This is a genomic window from Mycobacterium sp. IDUB_37 (assembly GCF_055419245.1).
In genome coordinates this window covers 739,589-763,381 of the sequence record NZ_JBVAXG010000001.1, presented here as the reverse complement: position 1 = coordinate 763,381, position 23,793 = coordinate 739,589, and the positions used below count along the sequence as shown (strand labels likewise).

The 23,793-nt window shown below is 66.2% G+C and carries 26 protein-coding genes and 2 pseudogenes; 15 read left to right on the top strand and 13 right to left on the bottom strand.

The window, feature by feature from the left end:
• Nucleotides 1–80 precede the first annotated feature (80 nt).
• Both ACZY1I_RS03610 and ACZY1I_RS03605 read left to right on the top strand, forming a co-directional pair.
• Nucleotides 81–863, top strand: a complete 783-nt coding sequence (locus ACZY1I_RS03610) for an alpha/beta fold hydrolase (RefSeq protein WP_463752880.1) — start codon at nucleotides 81–83, stop codon at nucleotides 861–863.
• A 2-nt stretch (nucleotides 864–865) separates the two neighbouring features.
• A complete protein-coding gene (locus tag ACZY1I_RS03605) occupies nucleotides 866–1,174 on the top strand; it encodes an MGMT family protein (protein WP_463752879.1) in 309 nt (102 codons plus the stop codon).
• Here the strand turns inward: ACZY1I_RS03605 and ACZY1I_RS03600 are convergent.
• Nucleotides 1,171–2,025 (bottom strand): TIGR02569 family protein, encoded by an 855-nt coding sequence (locus tag ACZY1I_RS03600; protein WP_463752878.1) that lies wholly within the window; start codon nucleotides 2,023–2,025, stop codon nucleotides 1,171–1,173. The genes ACZY1I_RS03605 and ACZY1I_RS03600 overlap by 4 nt on opposite strands.
• 236 nt (nucleotides 2,026–2,261) lie before the next feature.
• Between ACZY1I_RS03600 and ACZY1I_RS03595 the strand changes: the two genes are divergently transcribed.
• Nucleotides 2,262–3,971 (top strand): PE family protein, encoded by a 1,710-nt coding sequence (locus ACZY1I_RS03595; RefSeq protein WP_463752877.1) that lies wholly within the window; start codon nucleotides 2,262–2,264, stop codon nucleotides 3,969–3,971.
• Here the strand turns inward: ACZY1I_RS03595 and arsB are convergent.
• A pseudogene (gene arsB, locus ACZY1I_RS03590) lies at nucleotides 3,968–5,442 on the bottom strand (ACR3 family arsenite efflux transporter). The gene ACZY1I_RS03595 and the pseudogene arsB sit on opposite strands and share 4 nt — an antisense overlap.
• 3 nt (nucleotides 5,443–5,445) lie before the next feature.
• Nucleotides 5,446–5,850: an ArsI/CadI family heavy metal resistance metalloenzyme gene (locus ACZY1I_RS03585; RefSeq protein ID WP_463752876.1), complete on the bottom strand. Its 405-nt coding sequence runs from the start codon at nucleotides 5,848–5,850 to the stop codon at nucleotides 5,446–5,448.
• 100 nt (nucleotides 5,851–5,950) lie between these two features.
• Here ACZY1I_RS03585 and ACZY1I_RS03580 point away from each other — a divergent pair, with 100 nt between their 5' ends.
• Nucleotides 5,951–6,310, top strand: coding sequence for an Rv2640c family ArsR-like transcriptional regulator (locus tag ACZY1I_RS03580; RefSeq protein ID WP_463752875.1), 360 nt, complete (start codon nucleotides 5,951–5,953; stop codon nucleotides 6,308–6,310).
• Between the two features lie 55 nt (nucleotides 6,311–6,365).
• On the opposite strand, the gene ACZY1I_RS03575 is transcribed toward ACZY1I_RS03580, so the two are convergent.
• Together ACZY1I_RS03575 and ACZY1I_RS03570 are read right to left on the bottom strand one after the other, a co-directional pair.
• Nucleotides 6,366–6,971, bottom strand: coding sequence for a hypothetical protein (locus tag ACZY1I_RS03575; RefSeq protein WP_463752874.1), 606 nt, complete (start codon nucleotides 6,969–6,971; stop codon nucleotides 6,366–6,368).
• Entirely contained in the window at nucleotides 6,968–7,165 is a 198-nt protein-coding gene (locus ACZY1I_RS03570; RefSeq protein ID WP_463752873.1) for a hypothetical protein, read from the bottom strand. The genes ACZY1I_RS03575 and ACZY1I_RS03570 overlap by 4 nt, the downstream gene beginning before the upstream one ends.
• Before the next feature lie 332 nt (nucleotides 7,166–7,497).
• Between ACZY1I_RS03570 and ACZY1I_RS03565 the strand changes: the two are divergent.
• A pseudogene (locus ACZY1I_RS03565) lies at nucleotides 7,498–8,223 on the top strand (PE family protein); the annotation flags it as partial.
• A 7-nt stretch (nucleotides 8,224–8,230) separates the two neighbouring features.
• On the opposite strand, the gene moeZ reads toward ACZY1I_RS03565, so the two are convergent.
• Both moeZ and ACZY1I_RS03555 read right to left on the bottom strand, forming a co-directional pair.
• Entirely contained in the window at nucleotides 8,231–9,418 is a 1,188-nt protein-coding gene (gene moeZ / locus ACZY1I_RS03560; RefSeq protein WP_463752872.1) for an adenylyltransferase/sulfurtransferase MoeZ, read from the bottom strand.
• Between the two features lie 150 nt (nucleotides 9,419–9,568).
• A complete protein-coding gene (locus ACZY1I_RS03555) occupies nucleotides 9,569–10,600 on the bottom strand; it encodes a DUF3152 domain-containing protein (RefSeq protein ID WP_463752871.1) in 1,032 nt (343 codons plus the stop codon).
• Nucleotides 10,601–10,817: 217 nt separating this feature from the next.
• On the opposite strand from ACZY1I_RS03555, the gene ACZY1I_RS03550 reads away from it, so the two are divergent.
• Nucleotides 10,818–11,501, top strand: coding sequence for a TetR/AcrR family transcriptional regulator (locus tag ACZY1I_RS03550; RefSeq protein WP_463752870.1), 684 nt, complete (start codon nucleotides 10,818–10,820; stop codon nucleotides 11,499–11,501).
• Between the two features lie 11 nt (nucleotides 11,502–11,512).
• On the opposite strand, the gene ACZY1I_RS03545 is transcribed toward ACZY1I_RS03550, so the two are convergent.
• Entirely contained in the window at nucleotides 11,513–11,773 is a 261-nt protein-coding gene (locus tag ACZY1I_RS03545; protein WP_463752869.1) for a DUF3107 domain-containing protein, read from the bottom strand.
• A gap of 250 nt (nucleotides 11,774–12,023) precedes the next feature.
• Between ACZY1I_RS03545 and ACZY1I_RS03540 the strand changes: the two genes are divergently transcribed.
• Complete coding sequence (locus tag ACZY1I_RS03540) at nucleotides 12,024–12,833, top strand: MmpS family transport accessory protein (RefSeq protein ID WP_463753493.1); 810 nt, start codon at nucleotides 12,024–12,026, stop codon at nucleotides 12,831–12,833.
• 70 nt (nucleotides 12,834–12,903) lie between these two features.
• Here the strand turns inward: ACZY1I_RS03540 and ACZY1I_RS03535 are convergent, their stop codons facing one another.
• Entirely contained in the window at nucleotides 12,904–13,608 is a 705-nt protein-coding gene (locus ACZY1I_RS03535) for a ferritin-like fold-containing protein (protein ID WP_463752868.1), read from the bottom strand.
• Between the two features lie 258 nt (nucleotides 13,609–13,866).
• Between ACZY1I_RS03535 and ACZY1I_RS03530 the strand changes: the two genes are divergently transcribed.
• Together ACZY1I_RS03530 and ACZY1I_RS03525 are read left to right on the top strand one after the other, a co-directional pair.
• Nucleotides 13,867–15,402, top strand: a complete 1,536-nt coding sequence (locus ACZY1I_RS03530) for a DEAD/DEAH box helicase (RefSeq protein ID WP_463752867.1) — start codon at nucleotides 13,867–13,869, stop codon at nucleotides 15,400–15,402.
• A 19-nt stretch (nucleotides 15,403–15,421) separates the two neighbouring features.
• Nucleotides 15,422–16,636 carry an Rv3212 family protein gene (locus ACZY1I_RS03525; protein WP_463752866.1) on the top strand — a complete coding sequence of 405 codons (1,215 nt, stop codon included), beginning with the start codon at nucleotides 15,422–15,424 and terminating at the stop codon, nucleotides 16,634–16,636.
• 12 nt (nucleotides 16,637–16,648) lie between these two features.
• On the opposite strand, the gene ACZY1I_RS03520 is transcribed toward ACZY1I_RS03525, so the two are convergent.
• Entirely contained in the window at nucleotides 16,649–17,449 is an 801-nt protein-coding gene (locus ACZY1I_RS03520) for a ParA family protein (RefSeq protein WP_463752865.1), read from the bottom strand.
• A gap of 87 nt (nucleotides 17,450–17,536) precedes the next feature.
• Between ACZY1I_RS03520 and ACZY1I_RS03515 the strand changes: the two genes are divergently transcribed.
• The 3 genes from ACZY1I_RS03515 to ACZY1I_RS03505 are packed head-to-tail and all read left to right on the top strand — an operon-like array spanning nucleotide 17,537 to nucleotide 19,724.
• Complete coding sequence (locus tag ACZY1I_RS03515; protein WP_463752864.1) at nucleotides 17,537–18,148, top strand: acid phosphatase; 612 nt, start codon at nucleotides 17,537–17,539, stop codon at nucleotides 18,146–18,148.
• On the top strand, nucleotides 18,145–19,245 hold the full coding sequence (locus ACZY1I_RS03510) for an isochorismate synthase (protein WP_463752863.1): 1,101 nt from the start codon (nucleotides 18,145–18,147) through the stop codon (nucleotides 19,243–19,245). The genes ACZY1I_RS03515 and ACZY1I_RS03510 overlap by 4 nt, the downstream gene beginning before the upstream one ends.
• Nucleotides 19,242–19,724 (top strand): N-acetyltransferase family protein, encoded by a 483-nt coding sequence (locus tag ACZY1I_RS03505; protein ID WP_463752862.1) that lies wholly within the window; start codon nucleotides 19,242–19,244, stop codon nucleotides 19,722–19,724. The genes ACZY1I_RS03510 and ACZY1I_RS03505 overlap by 4 nt, the downstream gene beginning before the upstream one ends.
• On the opposite strand, the gene ACZY1I_RS03500 is transcribed toward ACZY1I_RS03505, so the two are convergent.
• Nucleotides 19,676–20,107, bottom strand: a complete 432-nt coding sequence (locus ACZY1I_RS03500; RefSeq protein ID WP_463752861.1) for a hypothetical protein — start codon at nucleotides 20,105–20,107, stop codon at nucleotides 19,676–19,678. The genes ACZY1I_RS03505 and ACZY1I_RS03500 overlap by 49 nt on opposite strands.
• Before the next feature lie 77 nt (nucleotides 20,108–20,184).
• Between ACZY1I_RS03500 and ACZY1I_RS03495 the strand changes: the two genes are divergently transcribed.
• Both ACZY1I_RS03495 and whiB1 read left to right on the top strand, forming a co-directional pair.
• A complete protein-coding gene (locus tag ACZY1I_RS03495; protein WP_463752860.1) occupies nucleotides 20,185–21,141 on the top strand; it encodes a diacylglycerol/lipid kinase family protein in 957 nt (318 codons plus the stop codon).
• 288 nt (nucleotides 21,142–21,429) lie between these two features.
• Nucleotides 21,430–21,684 (top strand): transcriptional regulator WhiB1, encoded by a 255-nt coding sequence (gene whiB1 / locus ACZY1I_RS03490; RefSeq protein WP_463752859.1) that lies wholly within the window; start codon nucleotides 21,430–21,432, stop codon nucleotides 21,682–21,684.
• A gap of 97 nt (nucleotides 21,685–21,781) precedes the next feature.
• On the opposite strand, the gene ACZY1I_RS03485 is transcribed toward whiB1, so the two are convergent.
• The gene (locus ACZY1I_RS03485; protein WP_463752858.1) at nucleotides 21,782–23,284 is read right to left on the bottom strand and encodes a sensor histidine kinase; all 1,503 of its coding nucleotides are present in this window, start codon (nucleotides 23,282–23,284) and stop codon (nucleotides 21,782–21,784) included.
• Nucleotides 23,285–23,296: 12 nt separating this feature from the next.
• Nucleotides 23,297–23,512, bottom strand: coding sequence for a biotin/lipoyl-binding carrier protein (locus ACZY1I_RS03480; protein WP_463753492.1), 216 nt, complete (start codon nucleotides 23,510–23,512; stop codon nucleotides 23,297–23,299).
• Between the two features lie 201 nt (nucleotides 23,513–23,713).
• Here ACZY1I_RS03480 and ACZY1I_RS03475 point away from each other — a divergent pair, with 201 nt between their 5' ends.
• A complete protein-coding gene (locus ACZY1I_RS03475; protein ID WP_463753491.1) occupies nucleotides 23,714–23,788 on the top strand; it encodes a 50S ribosomal protein bL37 in 75 nt (24 codons plus the stop codon).
• Nucleotides 23,789–23,793: the final 5 nt, after the last annotated feature.

Sequence of the window (23,793 nt, the reverse complement as noted above, 5' to 3'; positions counted from 1 at the left end):
ACCATCAACGTCTGACAAGTTGCCGCAGCGCGACACCCGCGCGGTCATCCGGCATTGCACTGGAATGGCATCATCGACGCGTGAGCGCCTCCTTGCACGTGCATCGCTTCGGTCCGCCCGGCCCAATTCAGATGCTGGCACTGCACGGACTGACCGGCCACGGGCAGCGCTGGCAGCATTTTGTGGACTTTGTGCCCGAAGTGGCCGTCGCGGCGCCCGATCTGCTCGGGCACGGCAGATCGTCCTGGGCGGCCCCGTGGACCATCGAGGCCAACGTCGCGGCATTGGCCGAACTGCTGGACGCCGAGGCGGACGGACCGGTGCTCGTCGTCGGACATTCCTTCGGCGGTGCGATCGGGCTGCATCTGGCTGCCACCCGCCCCGACTTGGTAGCGGCGTTGCTACTACTCGACCCCGCTATCGGGCTGCCCGGGACATGGATGGCCCAGATCGCCGAGGCGATGTTCGGCAATCCCGACTATCCGGATCGCGAGCAGGCCTGGCAGGAAAAGGCGGGCGGTTCGTGGGCGGACGTCGACCCGGCGGTGCTGGCAGCCGACATGGACGAACACCTGATCCAGCTACCGAACGGCAGGTTCTGCTGGCGGATGAGTTTGCCTGCGATCATGTCGTATTGGAGTGAACTCGCGCGCGACATCGTGCTGCCCGACGGGGTGCCGACGACCGTGGTCCGGGCCAGCAGAACGTCGCCGCCCTATGTCGGCGACAAACTCATCGCCGGCCTGCGGGACCGATTGGGAGCCGATTTCGAACTGCTGGACTACGACTGCGATCACATGGTGCCGCACGCCAAGCCTGATGATGTCGCGGCGCTGGTGCGCAAGCGGTTGGGGACGCAGTAGCAGTGGCCCGGGTGACCGACGAGCAGATCGAGCGGGTGCGCTCGCTGGTCGCGACCATCCCACCGGGAAAGGTGTCGACGTACGGCGATATCGCCTCTGTCGCAAAGCTTTCCAGCCCACGCATCGTCGGCTGGATCATGCGCACCGACTCAGCCGACCTACCCTGGCATCGAGTGATCACCGCTTCCGGACGGCCGGCCCAACATCTGACCAGCCGACAGTTGGAGCTGTTGCGCGCCGAGGGGGTGTTGTCCGTCGACGGGCGGATCGCGCTCAGCGAAGTCCGCCACGAATTCGGTTCCCAGGATTAGAGAATCAGCCGAACGAGTGCTGCGGTGCGAGCCAGGCCCGGGAAAGCCTCAGCGGTGGATCGTGGATGCAGCGCATGCACCGCGAGGCGGAACATCAACGCGCGCAATAACATCTGGGACCATTCAGGCAGCGCGTTCCACCGCTCGATTAGGCCGTCGTCGGCCTCACCCCAGGAAAGCGCATCTACGACGACCACTCCGGCCGCCCAGGATGCGGGGCGCCAGTAGGGCGTGATGTCGGTGATGCCGGGGGGCGCGGTGCCCGCGAAAAGCACGGTGCCGTAGAGGTCTCCGTGCACTAGTTGGTTAGGGCTGCGCGTCGGCTTACGCAGCGCCGCAAGTTGATCGATCAATTCCACGGAACGGTCGGCGTCGGCGGACGGCGGCGCGGTCCGGGCGCCCGGTGGAACCGACTGCAGCGGTCGTTCCTCCCACGCGGCACGGTCGGCGGCGATGAAAACGTCGACGTCGGCCCACGGTGCGGTGGGTCCCTGCGTGAGGAATCGCGGTCGCTCCAGCTTGCCGGTGGCTTCGTGCAGGCGTACTGCGGCGGAGACGACCTCGTCGTGGCGGGCCTCGGGCGTGCCGGCGACGAATGTGTCTGCCCGCCAGCCGGAAACCACGTAGCGACCGTCCGTCGAACGGACCGGCCGGGCCAGCCGCACGCCGTCGACGAACAACGTCTCGCGCACCCGGGCCGACCAGGCCGCGCGGGCATGGTCAGCGACCATTGACAACACGACCTCGCCGCATCGCCAGCCGCCTTCCCAACTGGGACCCAACGGGGCCGGCTCAAGACCGGTCAAACCGAACGCCGCTAGTACGTGTTCGGGCGGCGGCTCGGCAGTCACGGTGGTTAGCCTAGTAGTAGGTCGATGCGGGTCGGCGCGACCCGCTGAGGCTGCGACGGTAGCAATTGCGCCGACCACTTCCAGCACCCCGGGCCGTTGCCGTTTCCACCGTTCACGGGCGGTGTTTCTCAAAAGGACAATCTTCGCTGCCGGGCGCGGCTAACATCGGCGTAGCAAATGTGTTGTAGGTCACGTTCGACTTGCAGGCCTTTCGTTGTCGGGTCGGAGGTCCTGAGATGTCATGGGTAATTGCCGCGCCGGAGTATGTCACCGCCGCGGCCGGCGACCTGGCGGGTATCGCATCCAGCATCAGCGCGGCAAACCAGGCGGCGGCCTTTCCGACCAGCGCAGTGCTGGCCGCTGGTGCAGACGAGGTGTCGGTGGCAATCTCGGCCCTCTTCGGCGCGCACGCCCAGGCCTATCAAGCGATCGGCGCACAGGCGGCGTCGTTTCACCAGCAGTTTGTCCAGCTCATGAGCACGGGCGCCAACCAGTACGCAACGGCCGAAGCTCTCAACGCCTTGCCGATGCAGGCGCTCGCTGCGACCATCAATGACCCCTTCGTGGCCCTGACCAGGCGGCCGTTGATCGGTGACGGCGCTAACGGCGCGTCGCCGGGTGCCGCCGGCGGCAACGGCGGATGGCTGTTCGGCAACGGCGGGAATGGTGCGGCGGGTGGTCCGGGACAGACAGGCGGCAACGGCGGATCGGCGAGCTTGTTCGGTAGCGGCGGCGCCGGCGGCGCTGGTGGCATCGGAGCAAACGGCGCTGCCAATCAAGCGGGCTTTGCGGGGGCAGGCGGCGGCAGTGGCGGTGCCGGCGGCTGGATCTACGGCAACGGCGGCGTCGGCGGCGTCGGCGGAGTGGGTGGCAACGCCACCGGCAACGTTCAGCCGTCCGGCGCGGGCCTTAACGGCGGGGTCGGCGGCAATGGCGGTCTCGGCGGCGCCGGTGGGCTGCTGATCGGTCAGGGCGGAATTGGCGGCAACGGTGGCGTCGGCGGCATCGGCACCACTCCCAGCGTTCCCAATCAGATTGCCGGAGCCAGCGGCGGCGGCGGGAGCGGCGGCAACGGCGGCCACAGCGGTTGGCTGTACGGCAACGGCGGAGCCGGCGGACACAGCGGCGCCGGCGCCGATGGCCTGTTCAACAACGCCCGCGAAGCCATGAACGGCGGTGACAACTTTTCGGCCACCGGCGGCCGCGGCGGCGACGCCGGACTGTTCGGCAACGGGGGTGCCGGCGGCAACGGAAGCCGCAGTGGAAACGGCGCGAACACCAATGCGAACCCCAGCCTCGCCTTCACGGGCGGCGACGGCGGTGACGGAGCAAACGGCGGCAGCGGCGGCAACGGCGGATTCTTCTTCGGCAACGGCGGCAGCGGCGGGCTAGGCGGTGACAGTGGCAACGGCGGCAACGTTTCCCAAGATGGCCTCAGCACGCATATTGCAGGCAGCAGCCAATTCGCCGGCTTCGGTGGCGTGGGGGGCAGCGGCGGGCTGTTCGGGCAGGGCGGTGCTGGCGGGACGGGTGGCGGCGGCGGAAACGCCGGCACGGGAACCGAGAATGCCGGCCCGTTCGTGCCGACGGCCGGCGCGGGCGCATCGGGCGGCGCCGGTGGACAGGGCGGACAGGTCATCGGTAGCGGTGGCCGGGGCGGTGACGGCGGCGCCACCGGCACCTTCGGCAAGGTATTCCAGACCGGTGACGGCGGCCCCGGGGGTGACGGCGGATTCCTGTGGGGCAACGGCGGCGCTGGCGGCAACGCCGGTTCGGCCCCGGTGCTGCCTCCCAGTCCCGTGACGGGCATCGGCGGCAATGGCGGGCGCGCCCAACTGTTCGGCAATGGCGGAAACGGCGGCGCCGGAATTCTCGGCCAACCCGGCGGCGTCGGTGGCGACGGCGGGCAGATCTTCGGCCAGCCCGGGGCCAACGGACCGGCCTAGTCGACAGCGAGAAGTTCGTCGATCAGGGCCCGGACTCGCCCGGAGATGTCGTCGCGGATACGACGTACGACATCGAGAGGCTGGCCGGCCGGATCGTCGAGTTTCCAGTCGCGGTAGGACACTCCGGGAAAGTAGGGGCACGTGTCGCCGCAGCCCATGGTGATGACCACATCACTGGCCTGTACGGCCGGGCCGGTAAGAACTTTCGGCGTCGCCGCGCTCACATTGATTCCCAGTTCAGCCAGTGCGGCGACGGCCGCAGGGTTGACCTGATCAGCGGGTTCGGTTCCGGCCGAAAGCACTTCGACGCGGTCGCCGGCAAGGTGGGTCAGAAGTGCCGCCGCCATTTGAGATCGGCCCGCGTTGTGCACGCAGACGAACAGCACGCTGGGGACATCGCGCTCCGTCACGAGAGATCCTGCCGTCGACGCAATGCGAGAGATACATAGACCAGGCCGACAAGCACCGGCACTTCGATGAGCGGCCCGACCACTCCGGCCAGGGCTTGGCCCGACGTGGCGCCGTAGGTGGCGATTGCCACCGCGATGGCGAGCTCAAAGTTGTTGCCGGCGGCGGTAAATGCCAACGTGGTCGTGCGTTCGTAGCTCAGCCTTAAGGCGTAACCCAGCGCATAGCCGCCACCCCACATGATCGCGAAGTAGGCCAGCAGCGGCAACGCGATACGGGCAACGTCCAACGGTCGGTTGAGGATCTGATCCCCTTGCAGCGCAAACAAAATCACGATGGTGAACAACAAACCGTAAAGCGCCCAGGGCCCGACCGCCGGCAAGTACCGAGTCTCGTACCAGCTTCTGCCTTTCAGGCGTTCACCGAAGCGGCGGGACAGGTAACCAGCAGCCAACGGGACGCCCAGAAATATGAGTACGGACTTGGCAATCTGCCACGGCGACACCGAGATACTGGCCTGCGGCAGTTCGAGCCATCCAGGGAGCACCGACAAGTAGAACCAGCCCAGCACGGCGAACATCACCACCTGGAAGACGGAATTGAGCGCCACCAATACGGCGGCGGCTTCACGGTCGCCGCAAGCCAGATCGTTCCAAATGATGACCATGGCGATGCAGCGGGCCAGCCCGACGATGATCAGTCCGGTGCGGTACTCCGGTAGATCAGGCAGGAGCAGCCATGCCAGGGCGAACATCAGCGCCGGGCCGACCACCCAGTTCAAGATCAGCGAGGACGCGAGTAGTTTGCGGTCGTCGGTGACCGTGTCGAGCTGGTCATAGCGGACCTTGGCCAATACCGGATACATCATGATGAGTAGTCCCAGCGCGATCGGCACGGAGATGCCGTCGATCTGGACTTTTTCCAAGGCGGTATTGAGTCCCGCGACCCAGCGGCCCATGAGCAGACCGGCCGCCATCGCCAGGCCTATCCAGACCGGCAGCAGCCGATCAAGAATGGAAAGCCTTGTGAGGGAGACATTTTCAGCTTCGGCTGTGCTGGTCATCGGCTAGCAGCACACCGCTTGTTCCGGGCTGGCGCCAAAGGCCTCGGCGTCGGCGAGCACGGTGTAGATCTCCCATTTCTCACCGCCGGGCCCGGTGGCCCACACCTTGTCCTGAGTGGCGTAACAGCAAGTGGTGCCGGTCTCCTCGGCAGTGATCAAGCCGGTCTCAACCAGGCGGGCCGTCTCGGCGTGCACCGTCTCGCTCGAGTCCACCTCGACGCCAAGATGATTGAGACTGCCGCCGGAGCCAGGGTTCGCCAGCAGGACGAGCTTGAGCGGAGGATCGGCGATCGCGAAGTTCGCGTATCCGGGCTTGACCTTTGCCGGTGCGGCATTAAAGAGCTTGCTGTAGAACGTGATTGCCGTGTCGAGGTCGTCGACGTTGAGGGCGAGTTGTACGCGGGACATGGACCGGGCCTCCCTAGCTGTGAGACATATATCGAACTGGTGCTGACATCAGCATGCCTACCTTTTTGATATATGTCAAAGTAACTGGCATGATGGTGGGATGCCGAAGGCGTTACCGCTGATCGACACCACCGCGCCCGTTTGTTGTGCCCCGGTAGCGGCGGGTCCGATGAGTGACGCCGACGCACTGGAAGTTGCAGTGCGCCTGCGGGCGCTGGCGGACCCGGCACGGGTCAAGATCGTGTCGTTGCTCTTCAGCTCGGCGGCCGGTGAGCAGTCGTCTGGAGATTTGGCCGCCGCGCTCGGCCTGAGCGAGTCCACGGCAAGTCACCACCTGACGCAGTTGCGGAAGGCGGGGTTGGTGGTTTCGGAGCGGCGCGGGATTAACGTATTTCACCGAGTGCGACCCGAGTCGTTGCAGGCTTTGTGCACCGCGCTCGATCCGAACTGCTGCAACTAGCCGCGGCCGATCAGGCCGGACCTGCCCCAGCGGGGTTTGGCCTCCGCACATCCCGTCAGCCGGATTGCCCGGTCTTGCCCAGGGAACCGGATGTGCCGTTCGCGCCCAACTGGCCGTCGGTGCCGGCCAAGCCGCCGGCGCCGCCTGCTGCACCACCAGTGCCTGCGGCGCCGCCGCTTCCTAGAGCGCCGCCGATGCCCGCACTTCCGCCAGAGCCGGCGCCGCCCGCGCTGCCGAACAGTCCGCCCGCGCCACCGGCACCGCCATTGCCGCCGTCGCCACCCACGCCTCCGTCGCCGCCGCGACCGCCGTCGCCTCCGGTGCCACCGTTGCCGTCGGCTGCGTTCGAGGCGCCGCCTGTGCCACCGTTTCCGCCGGTGCCACCCAGAGCGCCAGCACCGCCATTGCCCGCGCCACCTCCGATGCCGCCATGACCGCCGTTGCCAATCAGTAGGCCGCCGTGCCCACCGGCACCCCCAGACCCGCCGGCGCCGCCTGTGCCACCAGCCGCGCCGATACCTCCGGTGCCGCCGTTGCCGCCGCTACCGGCAACGGGGATGGCTTGTCCCGCGCCTAACGCCAAGCCGCCGGTTCCGCCGTCACCGCCAGCGGCGCCGATTCCGCCCGTTCCGCCATCACCACCGTTGCCACCAATAGTCACGGTCCCGGCAGTACCGGAGGAGGTGGTGCCAAATCCCCAAGCACCGCCGGCACCGCCTTGCGCGCCGGCGCCACCAGTTCCAACGGTGCCCCCGCCACCTCCGGTGGCCTGGCCACCGGCACTGGCACTGGCACTACCTCCGTCGCCCCCGGTGCCGCCGGCTGCACCGGGACCACCGAATCCGCCGGCGCCACCAGCGCCGCCCTGGGTAAAGGCCGGGAGACCGCCGGTGTTGCTACAGCGTTTGCCGAGTTAATCGTCAAATTGATACCTGAAAGATCTGTCGCCGCAGCAGCTAGGACCCCAGGTAAAGCGCTCACAAACGACATTTTTCAGACTCCGATTGGATTGCTAGGTCCGCTGACGCCGTTCGCGCCCGGGCTTGAAGGAGAACAGACGGCACCGGCGCGCCGCAGTTCATTGGAAGAATTGCACCGTGCACGGTTCGCCCACCGAGGGCCCGATGAACAGTCAGCCGACTAACGGCAAACGCGGATGCTTTGCCGCCGAACGCGCTACGGTGCCCGGCGGCCTGTTTGGCGCGGGCGGCGGCGGCGGCGGCGGTGGTCCCGCCAATATCGGCACCGGTGGTAAAGCCGGATCCGGCGGATCGGGCGGGCTGTTCAGCGGGCTTGTCGGCGCGGGCGGCGGAGGCGGTGGAGCCGGCGGTTCGGCCAGCTCCAGTCAGGCCGGTGCTGGCGGTATCGGTGGCAATGCCGGATTGTTCGGCGGCCCGGGCGGCTCGGGCGGAACCGGCGGGTCGGGCGGCAACGGCGGCGCAGCAGGCGCCGGCGGAAGCGCGGGACTTCTCTTCGGTAGCGGCGGAGTCGGCGGTACCGGTGGATACGGATTGCAGACAGGCGCCGCCGGTGGGCACGGCGGCAACGCCGGCCTGCTGTTCTCTAACGGCGGGGCAGGCGGCTCGGGTGGACTCGGCGCTCTCGGTCAGGCCGGTGCCGGCGGTGACGGCGGCGACGCGAACCTGCTCGGCAACGGCGGTGCTGGCGGCGCCGGCGGACTCAACACACCTGTGGGTGGAACTATCGGCGCCGGCGGTAGCGGCGGGAAAGCCGGCACACTCCTCGGCAGCGGCGGTGCCGGCGGTAGCGGCCTGGCGGGCGGCAACGGCGGCAACGCGGTGCTGATCGGCAACGGTGGAAACGGCGGCAACGGGACTACGACGGCCAACCACGGCACCGGCGGAACGGCAGGCGCGCTGCTGGGTCTCGACGGGCCAAACGGTCTGCCCTAACCAGCGCCTAGTACATCACCATGTCGGGCTGAATCTGCTTGGCCCAGGCCATGATTCCGCCTTGCAGATGCATAGCGTCAGAGAAACCAGCCTTCTTCACCGCGGCCAGAGCCTCAGCGGAGCGCACACCGCTCTTGCAGTACAAGACCGCCTTGCGGTCCTGGGGCAGCTGGGAAAGACCCTCCCCGGACGTGATCAACGACTTCGGAATCAGCTGGGCCCCGTCGATGTGCACGATGTCCCACTCCGCCTGTTCGCGAACGTCGATGAGCGCCATCTCTTTACCGGAGTCCATCAACTCCCGCAGTTCCCGCGGGGTGATCGTGGAACCGGCGGCAGCATCGGCAGCGTCGTCGGAGACCACGCCGCAGAACTGCTCATAGTCGACCAACTCGGTGATCTTCGGCGTCTCCGGGTCTTTGCGTATCCGGATCGTCCGGTAGCTCATCTCGAGCGCGTCGTAGATCATCAGCCGGCCCAGCAGCGTCTCCCCCACACCGGTGATCAGTTTGATCGCCTCGGTGCCCATCACCGATGCGATGGAGGCGCAGATGATGCCCAGCACGCCACCCTCGGCGCAGGACGGCACAAGACCGAGTGGCGGCGGCTCCGGATACAGGTCGCGGTAGTTCAAGCCGAGTCCGTCGGGGGCGTCTTCCCAGAACACCGAGACCTGACCCTCGAACCGGTAGATAGAGCCCCACACGTACGGCTTGCCGGCCAGCACTGCGGCGTCGTTGACCAGGTAACGGGTGGCGAAGTTGTCGGTGCCGTCCAGGATCAGGTCGTATTGCGCGAACAGATCGACGGCGTTTTCGGGCTCGAGTCGAAACTCGTGCAGTCGAACGTCGACGAACGGGTTGATCTCGACAATAGAGTCGCGCGCCGACTGCGCTTTGGAACGCCCGACGTCGCTGGTGCCGTGAATGACCTGGCGCTGCAGGTTGGATTCGTCGACGACGTCGAAATCGACGATGCCGATGGTGCCGATGCCGGCGGCGGCCAGGTAAAGCAACGTCGGCGAACCCAGCCCGCCGGCGCCGATCACCAGCACCCGCGCGTTTTTGAGCCGTTTCTGCCCGTCCACACCGAGTTCCGGAATGATGAGGTGGCGACTGTAGCGGGCCACCTCCTCACGGCTGAGCGTGCCGGCGGGCTCAACAAGCGGTGGCAATTGCGGCGATGACGTCGACACCGAACATCTCCCGACTATCTGGTGGGTCAGCTTCCGTTCGAAACCTGATCTGAGTCGTCCATAACCATCACAGCAGTTACAACTATTGACAGCAACGACCGACGTCAGACTTCAACGCCACCAACCCCGGCAATGCTTCCGAGCGGTCAGCTAGGGAATCGGGTAGGGCCAAGGATTGAACCGGCACGTCTTGCCGTCGGCCTTGACCTGGTCCGGGTCGAACTTCGCCCCGTCGTTGTTGGATGTGGAGAACGTCTGCTGCATCATCACCGGCGCGAGGCCACCCTGCTGGTCACACGGTTCGTGTTTCACGTATCCGATGGCATGGCCGACCTCGTGATTGACCACGTACTGCCGGTAAGAGCCGACATCACCTTCGAAAGGCATCGCCCCGCGTATCCAACGTGCCTCGTTGATGAAGACTCGGGATTGCCGGTCCGGCCCGAATGACGGGTTGTAGCAAGAGGTCTCGACGGGGAACTCGTAACCGCAGCCCACCCGGACCGTCAACGGCGACACCAGCGACACCCGGAAGTCGGGCTTGCCTCCGGTTGCGTCGATCCTGATGAACGCGAACTGCGGGTTGTGCGTCCAACTCTTGGGGTTGTCCAGCGTGAGATCGACCATCTGGGCAAATGCATCGTCACCGCCGTACATCGCCGGATCCAGACCGTCCTCGATCTCCACGGTGTATCGAAATACCTTGCCGGTACCCTGCCCTACCTGTGGCGTACCGCCTGCGACCACTCGCCACGTCTTGTCACCCGCCTGAGTGAACGGTCCCCCATCCGGCAGCGTGCCGGACGGCAGATTCGCATCGAAGGCGACCAGTCCGCGCGGCGGCGTGTCGATGATCGACGTGCCCACCGCACCGATGGTCGGCGGGTCCATGTGGGCCGCGTGGGCCGCGGGCTTCGGAGTGCTCTCGCCGGTCACTGTTTGATAGGCCACAATCAGCGTGATCACCGTCAAAACAGGCAACGCGTAAGCCCGCCAACCGTAGGTCGACACGAACCGCCCAAGCCACGTTTGTTTGCGCCATTGACGCGGCCGGTCTCGATCGGCACGGACCCGCCCCGCGTCCTGGCCGAGTGGGTCTCGCTGGGCCCGCAGCGGCTCGCGCCAATCGTCGCGCAGTACAGGCGCTCGACCGGTGCTGCGGGCAGGCCGCGGGGACGTCATTTTCCCAGGATGGCACAGCGACACGGGGCCACCTGCCCTGGCGCGCCCGAAAATCGCCGCAAACTACGGTCCGTTTGGGGCTTCCGACGCTGGAAAACGCCAGTTCGGATCGGTTAAACGCCTTTGGCAGTCCCCAGGTAGTAATGTCGTTGCGACATACTGTGCGGCCGCGGGGATGCCAATTGGCCGCAAATACGTTCGATCAGATTGAGGACGGATGAGCGAACTCGCCAAGGCGGTGCAGCGACGTTCCGTCCGCTCGGCGGACGGTGTCCGGCCGATCGAGGGCGCTCCGTCGTCGAACCGCCGAGGTAATCGGATGCCCCGCGACGAACGTCGCGGGCAACTCCTGATCGTGGCCAGTGACGTGTTCGTCGAGAGCGGTTACCACGCTGCGGGCATGGACGAGATCGCCGACCGCGCAGGGGTCAGCAAGCCGGTGCTTTACCAGCACTTTTCCAGCAAGCTGGAGCTTTACCTGGCTGTTCTGAATCGGCACGTCGACAAACTCGTGACCGGGGTGCAGCAGGCACTTGACCGGACGACCGACAACCGGCGGCGGCTGCACTCAGCGGTCCAAGCGTTCTTCGATTTCATCGAGCACGACAGCCAGGGCTACCGACTGATCTTCGAGAACGACTACGTCACCGAACCCGAAGTCGCCGCGCAGGTTCGGGCAGCCACCGAGTCATGCACCGACGCGGTTTTCGCTCTGATCGCCGAAGACTCCGGACTGGATCCGCACCGCGCCCGCATGATCGCGGTTGGCCTGGTCGGAATAAGCGTCGACAGCGCCCGCTACTGGCTGGACTCAGATCGTCCGATCTCGAAGTCGGACGCCGTCGACGGCACGGTGCAGTTCGCCTGGGGCGGACTGTCACACGTGCCACTCGCGCGGTAGTAACTCCCTCTTTACGACTTGGCCGCGTCAGCCTTCGCTGCGGTCTCCGCGCCGATACCGAAACCGACCCGGCGCGTGTCGGCGACACCGATCTCGACATAGGCGATCCTGGCCGAGCTGATCAGGAATCGACGGCCGCGTTCGTCGTTCAGGCTCAACAGACCGCCGTCGCTCAGCGCAGCGGCAACCAGTTCCTCGACCTCAGCGGGTGTCTGCGTGCTGGACAGCACCAGCTCGCGAGGACTGTCCGTGATACCGATCTTGACCTCCACGCGGGCCCCTTCCGTTGGCTTTTCCGTCTCAGGCGTCTCTGCAGAAGGCTAGTGGACGCGCTCAGTCTCCATCGCCCCCTGCCCCCCGCTCCGATGGTCTCGACCCGCTGCGCGCGGCCATGCCGCGCTTGCGATCGAGACGGGCCAGCAGTTCGCGTTTAGCGAACGAACCCATCACGATTCGGTTTAGCTACCCGGCGAGCCCCCGGTTCAGGCAGTACGCGTCGATACCATCGACACCATCAGCAACATACGTAACACCCTCTACGACACCGTCCGGGGAACCAAGGACTACCCGGATGATGACGCCTACCTCGATGACGCAGACGACTACGGCGATTACCAAGACTTCGGGGACTACGACGACGGCTATGACGACGCCGATGACGCCGACGAGACCGACGGCGACACCGACAGCTGGGACGCAGACGAAGACGAGTGGGCTTGGCCCATGGATCGCCGCTTGCGTCCGGTCGCGGTATTCGTAGGCGCCCTAGTGGCGATTGGGGCCGTCGCGACCGCGGTCATCATCAACAGCGGAGACAGCGCAACGACCAAGGCAACAGTCGCGCCTCCCATGCCTCGCTCAGCGGTGTCCACCACACCTCACACGTCGGCTCCCCCCAGCCTCTCCGCCACGCCGAGCGCACCCTCCGCCACGACGCCGCGTGCGCTACCGCCCGAGACGGTCACTTCGGTCGTCCCGCCCCGCACCGCCGACCCGCGAATGCCGACCGCGGCGCCCGCGCCGACGGCGACCATCCCCGGTCCGCCGCGCGCCGCACTGAGTCCGAGCACCGTGGTCTACAGCGTGTCCGGGTCCAAGCAGATGTTCGACCTGGTGAACATCGCCTACACCGACGCGCGCGGATTCCCGGTGACCGAGTTCAACGTGGCGCTGCCGTGGACCAAAGTGGTGGTGCTCAACCCCGGCGTCCAGACCGAGTCAGTGATCGCGACCAGCATCTACGGCCAGCTGAACTGCTCGATCGTCAACGCGCAGGGCCAGTTGGTCAAGGTGTCGGCGAACAATTCGTCGATCGCCACCTGCACCCGCTGAGTTCAGTCAGATGGTGGCGACCCGCTGCGCCCGGCTCCGCCGCGCTTGCGATCGCCACGCTGAGGGCGGGTCAGTTCAGCCCGAGTTCCTGCATCCGCTGGGTGTGAGTCTGCTGCAGCCGGTCGAAGAACGCGCCGAGCTGACTGAGTCCACCTGTGCCGGCAACAACGAGGTCGACGAGTTCATCGTGGTCAGCCAGCAGGAACTGGGCCTGGGTGATCGCCTCGCCGAGCAGCCGACGAGACCACAACGCCAGCCGACTGCGCTGCTTGCCGTTGGAAGTCACCGCCCGCCGCACCTCGGCGACGACGAACTGCGAGTGCACGGTCTCTGACAGCGCTGCCCGCACCACGTCCGCGACCTCGTCCGGCAACCCACCGGCGATCTCCAGATACAGATCGGCCGCCAGGGCGTCTCCGACGTAGGTCTTCACCAAAGCTTCGAGCCACGTACTCGGAGTGGTCAACCGGTGGTAGTTCTCCAGCGCCGAAACATACTTCGACATCGCCGGCACCACGTCGACACCGCGGCTCTCCAACGCGTCCCGCAGCAGCTCGTAGTGCCCCATCTCGGCGGCGGCGATGCCAGCCATTGAGATCCGACCGCGCAGATCCGGAGCCATCCTGGCCTCGTCGGTCAACCGGTAAAAGGCTGCCACCTCGCCATATGCAAGCAGGGCAAAGAATTCGTTGACGCCGGGATGATCCGCCGACAGCCGAGGTCTGGGCGGATCCGCCGAGTCGGTCGATGCGGGCCCGGACGAGGGCGAAGTCATGGGCAACACTGTAGTCGGCAGAAATAGAAGAATATGGGTGCCCGCTGGCCGACCAGCTATCATGCATATAAGTAGTGGCTGAATCTGTGCTGCCACCGCCCAAGAAATGTGCGTGCACTAACAGGCTTCCCCGCCCAGAACGAGATGGGTAGCTGGGCCTCGGCGACGTAATCGTAGTCGGAAATCGTGCGCGCGAACCGCGACACAGAAGTACCGACACCAGATCGATTACTGTCCCCGAAAGGCTCTCCTTCGCGTATGACCGCACTCAAAAACACACCTGAACTGACCTTTGCCAATCTCGGAGTCCGCGACGAAATAGTCCGCGCTCTGGCCGAGAAGGGCATCGAAACCCCGTTTGCTATCCAGGAACTGACCCTGCCACTCGCGCTCGACGGCGAGGACGTGATCGGCCAAGCCCGCACCGGCATGGGCAAGACCTTCGGGTTCGGCGTGCCGCTGCTGCAGCGCGTCACTACCGAAACCGCGAAGCGCCCACTGACCGGCGCCCCTCGGGCGCTGGTGGTCGTACCCACCCGCGAGCTGTGCCTGCAGGTCACCAACGACCTGGCCACCGCGGCCAAGTACCTGACCGCTCCAAAAGACGTTGAGGACGCCGAAGGTGCCCAGCGCCCGCTGTCGGTGATCGCCATCTACGGCGGCCGCGCCTATGAGCCACAGCTCGAAGCGCTACAGAAGGGCGCCGATGTCGTCGTGGGCACCCCAGGCCGGTTGCTCGACCTCTGCCAGCAGGGCCACCTGCAGCTGGGCGGGTTGTCGGTGCTGGTGCTCGACGAGGCCGACGAGATGCTGGACTTGGGCTTCCTGCCCGATATCGAGCGCATCCTGCGTCAGATCCCCGCCGACCGGCAGTCGATGCTCTTCTCGGCCACCATGCCGGACCCCATCATCACGCTGGCACGCACCTTCATGACCCAGCCGACCCACATCCGGGCCGAGGCCCCGCATTCGCTGGCCGTCCACGACACCACCGAGCAGTTCGTCTACCGCGCCCACGCGCTGGACAAGGTGGAACTGGTCAGCCGGATCCTGCAGGCCGAGGGCCGCGGCGCCACGATGATCTTCACCCGCACCAAGCGCACCGCCCAAAAGGTGGCCGACGAGCTGCAGGAACGTGGCTTTGCGGTCGGCGCCGTGCACGGTGACCTCGGGCAAATTGCCCGTGAGAAGGCACTCAAGGCATTCCGCAGCAAAGACATCGATGTGCTGGTCGCCACCGACGTCGCCGCCCGCGGCATCGACATCGACGACATCACTCACGTCATCAACTACCAGTGCCCCGAGGACGACAAGATGTACGTCCACCGCATCGGACGGACCGGCCGCGCCGGCCGCACCGGCATCGCGGTCACCCTGGTGGACTGGGACGAGCTGGAACGCTGGGCAATGATCGACAAGGCGCTGGGTCTGGGTTCACCCGATCCGTCCGAGACGTACTCGAACTCGCCGCACATGTACACCGAGCTCGGCATCCCGACCGAGGCCGGCAGCACCGTCGGCACGCCGCGTAAGGCGCCGGCCAAGCGCCGTGAGGCCAGCAGTGCAGATTCCGAGCGCCCGGCCCGCCGCGAAGACCGCCGTAAGCGCACCCGCACCCGCGGCGGCAAGCCAGCCGGACATCCAATCACCGGTCCGACCGCAGGTTCGGAGGCCGCTCCTGAAGCGGCTGCATCCGGCGCTGCAGCGACGGCACCCAGTTCTCCGTCCAGCAGCACCCGGCGTCGCCGGCGTCGCCGCAAGCCCGCCGACGCCGCTGCGGCGGCGGCCAACTAACTCCAGCCACACGCACCGAATGGTCCGACCCGAGCGCCGCACCAAGGCCGATATCGCGGCCGCCGCGACGATCGCGGTTGTCGTCGCTGTCGCCGCGGCTCTGATCTGGTGGACCAGCGACGCCCGGGCCACCATCAGCCGGCCCGCGGCGGCCCCGGCGCCCACTCCGACAGCAGCGCGAGAGGTGCCGGCCAACCTGCGCCAGCTCTGGACCGCGCCGAGTCCTGCCACCCGGGTGCCCGTGGCCGTGGCGGGCAGCGTGGCCACCGCAAGCGGGCGCGAAGTGCAAGGGCGCGACCCCAGCACGGGCCAGGTCATGTGGAGCTACTCTCGCGATGCCGATCTGTGCGGGCTGACGTGGGTCTATCACTACGCCATCGCGGTCTATCGGGACGACCGGGGATGTGGTCAGGTCAGCGCCATCGACGGGTCAACCGGCCGGCGCGGCCCCGCCCGCAGCAGCTACGCCGATCCGACGGTACGGCTGTCGTCCGACGGCACGACCGTCTTGTCAGCGGGCAGCACCCGCCTGGAGATGTGGCGTTCAGACCTGGTCCGGATGATGGCGTACGGCGAGATGGACGCACGGGTGAAACCGGTGAACCGGGGCCTGCACTCGGGCTGCGCGCTGGAGTCGGCCACCGCCAGTTCCTCGTCGGTCGCGGTGCTCGAATCCTGCACGAACCAGGCCGACATGAAGCTCGTACTGCTGCACCCGGGCAAAGAGGACGACGAGCCCCAACAGCAAGTGGTGCAAGAGTCTGGCGTGCGGCCGGGCACCGGCGCCCGCGTTCTGGTGGTGTCGCAGAACCGCACCGCGGTGTATCTGCCGACACCGCAACCCCGGTTGGACGTCGTCGACGACACCGGCACCACGGTGTCGAGCACGCTGCTGGCCAGTCCGCCGTCGGCGTCGGCCGTGGTGTCTACGAGCGGAAACCTGGTCACCTGGTGGACCGGCGATTCGCTGCTGGTGTTCGATGCGAGCAGCCTGAACCAGCGTTACACCATCGCCGCAGGTGAGACGGCGGCGCCGCTCGGGCCAGGGGTGATGATGGCCGGTCTGTTGCTGGTGCCGGTCACCGGTGCGATCGGGGTGTATGACCCGATCAGCGGTGAGGCCAGCCGCTATATCCCGGTGCAGCGCGAGCCGAGCAATGCCGCGGTGATCCCCGCCGTTACGGGTTCCGAAGTGATCGAGCAGCGCGGCGACACCGTCGTGGCGCTGGGCTGATTTTCCTCGCGCCTATTCGTCCAGGGTGAACGTCGGCAGCGCTTTACCCGTCTTCCAGTGCTTGAGCAGGGACTGCGCCAACTCTTGGTAGGCCAACGCACCCTTGTTCTTGCGGCCGGAGAGCACCGATGAGCCCGACGCGCTCGCCTCGGCGAAGCGCACTGTGCGCGGAATCGGCGGAGCCAGCACCGGCAGGTCGTAGCGGTCCGCGACGTCGAGCAACACATCGCGGGTGTGGGTGGTCCGGGAGTCGTACAGCGTCGGCAGCGCCCCCAACAGCCGCAGGTTCGAGTTGGTGATCTGCTGGACATCGGCGACGGTGCGCAGAAATTGGCCCACCCCCCGATGCGCGAGCGTCTCGCACTGCAGCGGCACGATGACTTCGTCGGCGGCGGTGAGTCCGTTGAGAGTGAGCACACCCAGCGACGGCGGACAGTCCAGGATCACCACGTCGAAATCGTCGGCGAGTTTGGCCAGTGCCCGCTTCAGCGCGTACTCGCGACCTGCCCGCATCAACAGCATCGCCTCGGCTCCCGCGAGATCAATGTTGGCCGGCAGCAACGTCATGCCCTCAGCTGTGGTTACCAGCGCGGCGCTGGGTTCTACCTCGCCGAGCAACACCTCGTGCACCGAGACGGGCAGCTTGTCAGGATCCTGGCCCAGCGAGAAGGTCAAACAGCCTTGCGGGTCCAGGTCGACGAGCAGCACCCGGTTTCCCTTTGCCACCATCGCTGCCCCCAGCGAGGCAACCGTCGTCGTCTTGGCCACACCGCCCTTCTGGTTGGCAACCGCCAGTACGCGCATTTGTGTCACGGTGCCCATCCTGACATGTATCACCTGATGTGGTACGGGTGGCGGTCCCGGCATGGCCCTGGCGTGTCTCGGGCACAATCTGTCGACATGGGCGCGCACAATTCCTCGTCAGGGCATCGTCTGCTGTTGTTGCGCCACGGTGAGACCGAATGGTCGAAATCAGGCCAGCACACCGGCCGCACCGACATCGAGTTAACCGATGCCGGTCGCACACAGGCTGAGCGCGCCGCAACAGTGCTACAGGAACTCAAGCTCGAAGACCCGTTCGTGATCAGCAGCCCGCGCAAACGCGCGCTGGTCACCGCGGAGCTCGCGGGCCTGACCGTCGATGAGGTGTCGCCGCTGCTCGCCGAGTGGGATTACGGGTCCTACGAGGGGCTGACGACTGCACAAATCCAGGAGTCCGACCCGGATTGGCTGGTGTGGACGCACGGCTGCCCCGAAGGCGAGAGCGTCCCCGAAGTCAGTGATCGCGCTGACCAGGCGATCGCGATGGCTCTTGAGCAGGCGTCGTCGCGCGACGTGGTGTTCGTCAGCCACGGACATTTCTCCCGCGCGGTGATCACCCGCTGGGTCGAGCTGCCGTTAGGCGAAGGCAGCCGTTTCGGCATGGGCACCGCCTCGATCGCTGTCTGCGGGTACGAACACGGCGTTCGTCAGCTCGCTGCGCTCGGGTTGACCGGTCATGGGCGCTTGTGAATTCCGACGAGCCGCCCTTCGTACTCAGCGGACCCAGTGGAACCCTGATCGCTGAAGGGGTGCACGCCCGCTACGGCGACATACCGTCGGCGCAAGCGGCCCTGCGGTCGGGCGAAGCCCCAATCGTGATGGGCGCGTTGCCATTCGATACAAACCGACCCGTCGCATTGCTGGCCCCGGGTGCATTGCGGCGCACTGATGCCCTACCGGACTGGCCGGTCGGATCATTGCCGACGGTCCGGATTGAAGCCGCTCTCCCATCACCCGCCGACCACCGGGCCCGGATCAGCCGCGCTCGGGAGCAGCTGGCGGCGCCCGACAATCCGCTGAGCAAGGTAGTGCTCGCTCGCGCGCTAGGACTGGCCGCCGACGCCCCACTCGACGGCCGCCTCATCCTGCGCAGGCTGGTCGACGCCGACCCGACCGCGTACGGATACCTCGTAGACCTGACCGCCGGCGGCGCGAGCTACGCCGGGTCCGCGCTAATTGGCGCCAGTCCCGAACTCCTGGTCACGCGATTCGGCGCGAATGTGATGTGCCGTCCCTTCGCCGGGTCAGCGCCCCGCTCCCCCGATCCCGACATCGACGCCGCCAACGGTGCCGCGCTCGCCGCGTCGGCCAAGAATCGTCACGAACACCAACTGGTCATCGACACCATGCGCGCGGCCTTGGCGCCGCTGTGCGATGAACTGACCTTGGCGGCCGAGCCGCAGCTCAGCCGCACCGCGGCGGTATGGCACCTGTGCTCGCCCATCGTCGGCCGGCTACGCGATACCTCCACTACCGCAATCGATTTGGCGTTGGTGCTGCACCCCACCCCCGCAGTCGGCGGGGTGCCCACCGAAGCCGCTACAAAGCTGATCGCGGAACTCGAAGGCGACCGCGGCTTCTACGCCGGTGCAGTGGGCTGGTGCGACGCGCACGGCGACGGCGACTGGATAGTCTCGATCCGGTGCGCCGAACTGTCCGCCGATCGCCGGACGGCGGTCGCGCGCGCCGGCGGTGGCATTGTTGCCGAGTCTGACCCTGACGACGAAGTTGACGAAACCACAACGAAATTCGCGACCATTCTGACCGCATTGGGAGTCGAGCAGTGACCGAGAACATCCGTCGCGCCACAACGGACGACGTTGCCGACATCACCGCCATGATTCACGAACTCGCCGAATTCGAGCACGCCGCCGACGAATGCGCTGTCACCGAAAGACAAATAGACACAGCGCTTTTCGGCGATCACCCAACGGTCTTCGGACATGTTGCCGAGGTCGACGGCGAGGTCGCCGCCATGGCGCTGTGGTTCCTCAACTTCTCGACGTGGGATGGTGTGGCCGGCATCTATCTGGAAGACCTTTACGTGCGGCCGCGCTTTCGCCGCGCCGGTCTGGCTCGCGGGTTGCTGGTCGCGCTGGCCGACGAATGCGTGCGTAATGGTTACACCAGGTTGGGGTGGGCAGTACTCAACTGGAACACCGACGCCATCGCCCTGTATGACCGTGTCGGCGGCCAGCCCCAGCGTGAGTGGACTACCTACCGGGTGTCCGGCCCCGAGCTCGCCGCGCTGGCCGGACCACGCTGATCGCCGCCGGCGGCCCAGCGCACGGCCGGAGCGCTGAACAGCAAACCCAGCGTGGCCAGTGCCATCAGCCCGACCGGGATGCCGAACACCATCTGATGCGAGCCCACCCCCAGATACCAGGCCACCGGCAGCAGCAATAGCTGCGTGAACACCGCCAACCCGCGACCCCAACGCTTTCCGATCACCAGGGCGTAGCCGCCGGCCAGTACTCCGGCGCCGATAATGGCGAACCACAGGGCGGTGCCCAGACCATTGACCACGTGCTGGTCGGCTCCCCCGAAGCTGCGGACCGCCAAGATGACGGCCACGACCAGCGCTGCCACGCCCTGCGCCACGACAATGAAACCGGCAGTTCGGACGACGGAGGGAGCGCGGGCGGTCACGACATCAGCGTAGTCAAGCGGCCCGGCCACGCGCCGCTGCGCAGCGCGCATCGCCGCCCCGCTTAAGCTCGTTGACCATGCGCGCCATGTTGATCACCAACCCGATCGCCACCACCATCACGCCGGCCGCTCGAGAACTGGTCACCCACGCGCTCGAAAGCCGCCTCGACCTCACCGTCGCTCCCACTACCCACGCCGGCCACGCGGAAGAACTCGGCGCGGCGGCCGCCTCCGAGGGGTACGACCTCGTCGTCGTACACGGCGGCGACGGCACCGTGAGCGCAACAGTCAACGGCATGCTCGGCAAGCCCGGCTCCACCCCGCCAGGCCCGGTGCCTGCGGTCGGAGTCATTCCCGGCGGATCGGCGAATGTGCTGGCCAGGGCGTTGGGGATTCCGCGAGACGCGGCCGCTGCGACCAACCAGCTGATTAAACTGCTCGATGAATACGAGCGCCACCGGCAGTGGCGCCGCATCTCGCTGATCGACTGCGGAGAGCTCTGGGCCCTCGTCAATACGGGGTTGGGCGTCGACGCGGAGGTGTTGGAGGCGGTCGAGGCGGCCCGAAAACGAGGCGTCAAGGTCACGCCGATGAACTACTGGCGGATTGCCGTGCCCGTCTCGATCAAATTCAGCCGCCGCCCGCCGAACCTGATCCTGGAGCAGCCCGGCGAGCAGGCCGTGCCGGGCGTGCACTTCGTCTGGGTTTGCAACACCAACGTGTGGACCTACAGCGACGACACGCCCATGGTCACCAACCCCGGCGCCAGCTTCGAGACGGGCCTGGGCATCTTTGCGCTCACCCGCATGAAGCTGATTCCCACCGTCAGGGTGCTGCGCCAACTTCTGGTGAAGCGACCCGATCCGAAGGCCCCCCAACTCATCCGAAATGACGATGTGAGTTACGTGACCGTCACGAAGATGGACACCCCCGCCGCCTTCCAGTGCGACGGCGAGTACCTCGGACTGCGCGAATCGATGACTTTTCGGTGCGTTCCGGACGCCTTGGCCGTAGTTGCTCCGCCACCAAAATAGGGTTCCTGACCTGCACGGAACTAACCTGTGACGAGCCCGCTACAAAAAGTGGGGCGAAATTCCCCAGATAGTGTAGTACAACTGAGTAGGGGCCTGGGTCATAGATCGTCAAAGTGAGATACCCCACGGGCTCACGTAACACTATTGACATCTGTTGAGCCTGTGAAAGCATTAAAAGGTTGCATGCAGAGATATGTAGAAGGTACGGAAACCTTTCTTGTGCAAGCGTTAACAGCCAAGGAAAACGCCCGTGCGCGTTGTCGCGCACATAGTGAGGAGTAACTACTAATGGATTGGCGCCACACTGCGGTCTGCCGTGACGAAGACCCGGAACTGTTCTTCCCAGTAGGGAACAGCGGTCCGGCGCTCGCGCAGATCGCTGACGCGAAACTGGTCTGTAATCGCTGTTCAGTCACCACAGAGTGTCTCAGTTGGGCTCTGAACACTGGCCAAGACTCAGGCGTTTGGGGCGGGATGAGCGAAGATGAACGTCGCGCACTGAAGCGACGTAACGCCCGGACGAAAGCCCGTAGCGGAGTCTGACAACTCGGTTGCGCAGCTTGTACGGGCCCCTGCAGAGACTGCCGGGGCCCGTATCTTTTGCCGCTAGTGTCGCGACTCGGGCCCGCAGCGACCCTGGTTAGACAAGCAATCGGCCCATTCGGCCGATCGGTACCCGCAGCACCACATCGGTGCCGCGGTCGGTACCTTCCCGCATTCCCAGCGAGCCGTCCAGCTCCGCAGAAACCAGAGTCCGCACGATCTGGAGCCCCAGGCTTTCGGACTGCTCCAGGCTGAACCCCTCGGGCAGGCCGCGGCCATCGTCGTGAACCACGACGTCGAGCCAGCGGGCCGAACGCTCGGCGTGGATCGTCACAGACCCGCCGGAGGCCGCCGGATCGAAAGCGTGCTCGATCGCGTTCTGCACCAGTTCGGTGATCACCATGATCAACGCAGTTGCCCGGTCGGAATCCAGCACACCCAGGTCACCGACCCGGTTGATCCGGATCGGCCGGTCCACCGACGCCACATCGTTCATGATCGGCAGAATCCGGTCGATGACCTCGTCGAGGTTGACCTGCTCGTCCACTGACATCGACAGCGCGTCGTGCACCAGGGCGATCGACGACACCCGGCGCACCGATTCGATCAGAGCCTCCCGGCCCTCCGCGTTCACGGTCCGCCTGGCTTGCAACCGCAGCAGCGCCGCCACCGTCTGCAGATTATTTTTCACCCGGTGGTGAATTTCGCGGATCGTCGCGTCCTTGGAAATCAGCGCGCGGTCGCGACGCTTCACCTCGGTGACGTCACGGATCAGGATCGCGGCACCGGCGTTCTCGCCGCGCACCACCAATGGCAGCGTCCGCAGCAGCACGGTGGCGCCGCCGGCGTCGACCTCCATGCGCATGCTCGTGCCGCCGGCCAGCAGGTTGAGCACGTGTTCGGCCACCTCCTGCGCCTCGAACGGATCCGAGATCAGGGGCCGGGTCACCTTGATGAGGTTGTGGCCTTCCAATTCGCTGCTCAAGCCCATCCGGTGATAGGCCGACAGCGCATTGGGGCTGGCGTAGGCGACGGCGCCGTCGACATCAAGTCGGATGAAGCCGTCACCGGCCCGTGGCGTCGACCGTGACATTGCCACGTCACCGACGTCGGGGAAGTTGCCCTCGGCGATCATCTGCAGAAGATCATGGGCACAGTCCCGGTACGCAGTTTCCAACTGACCGGAAAGCCGCTGAGCCGCCGATTCTGTTTGGTGCTGCGTCAGCACCGCCACCACCTGTTCGCGATACCGCACCGGCGACGTAGCCACGTGTTGGCCGGGCAAATGCCACGAAAGCGGTTCGACCGCTTCGCTTTCCTGCACGCCGGCGCCGGAGGCGAAGGTCTCGGCGACGAACGGCAACCGGTCCGCCGGGACCACGCTGCCCACCGAGTCGGTCTGCAGGACGGTCGGCGCGGTATTGGGCCGACATTGCGCGACACACACCAGCACTCCGTCGTCGCGACGCACCCACATCAGGTAGTCGGCGAAGGAAAGGTCGGCCAGCAACTGCCACTCCCCCACGACGGCATGCAAATGGTCGACGGCGTTCCCGGGCAGCACTGTGTGCTCGGCGAGCAGATTACCGAGCGTAGACACGAATTTGGCTGGCTAGCTTATGACGGCGATGAGATCGCCGGCCTGAATGACGTCGCCGACGGACACACTCACCTTGCTGACGGTTCCACCGACCTCGGCGAGGACTGGAATCTCCATCTTCATCGACTCGAGCAACACCACGATGTCGCCCTGGCCTACCTGGTCACCTTCGCTGACAACGACTTCGAGCACGCTGGCCACGATCTCGGCGCGAACCTCCTCGGACATCATCACCCCACTCGTTTCGGCCACTGTGCTTGCTGACTGCCGGTCAATCAGGCTCCTGTATATCGAACCATAAGGCCGATCGGGTCAGTGGCGCGCGGGCTACTGCGGGCGCAGTGCGGTTCGCATGAGAGACTAGGTGGCAACCGAGCGGCGTACCAGCCGCCCTGCATCTGCAGAAACATGACGAAAGAGGGTAGGACGATGGCCAAGCGTGGTCGTAAGAAGCGTGACCGTAAGAACAGCAAGGCCAACCACGGCAAGCGGCCCAACGCCTGAGATTC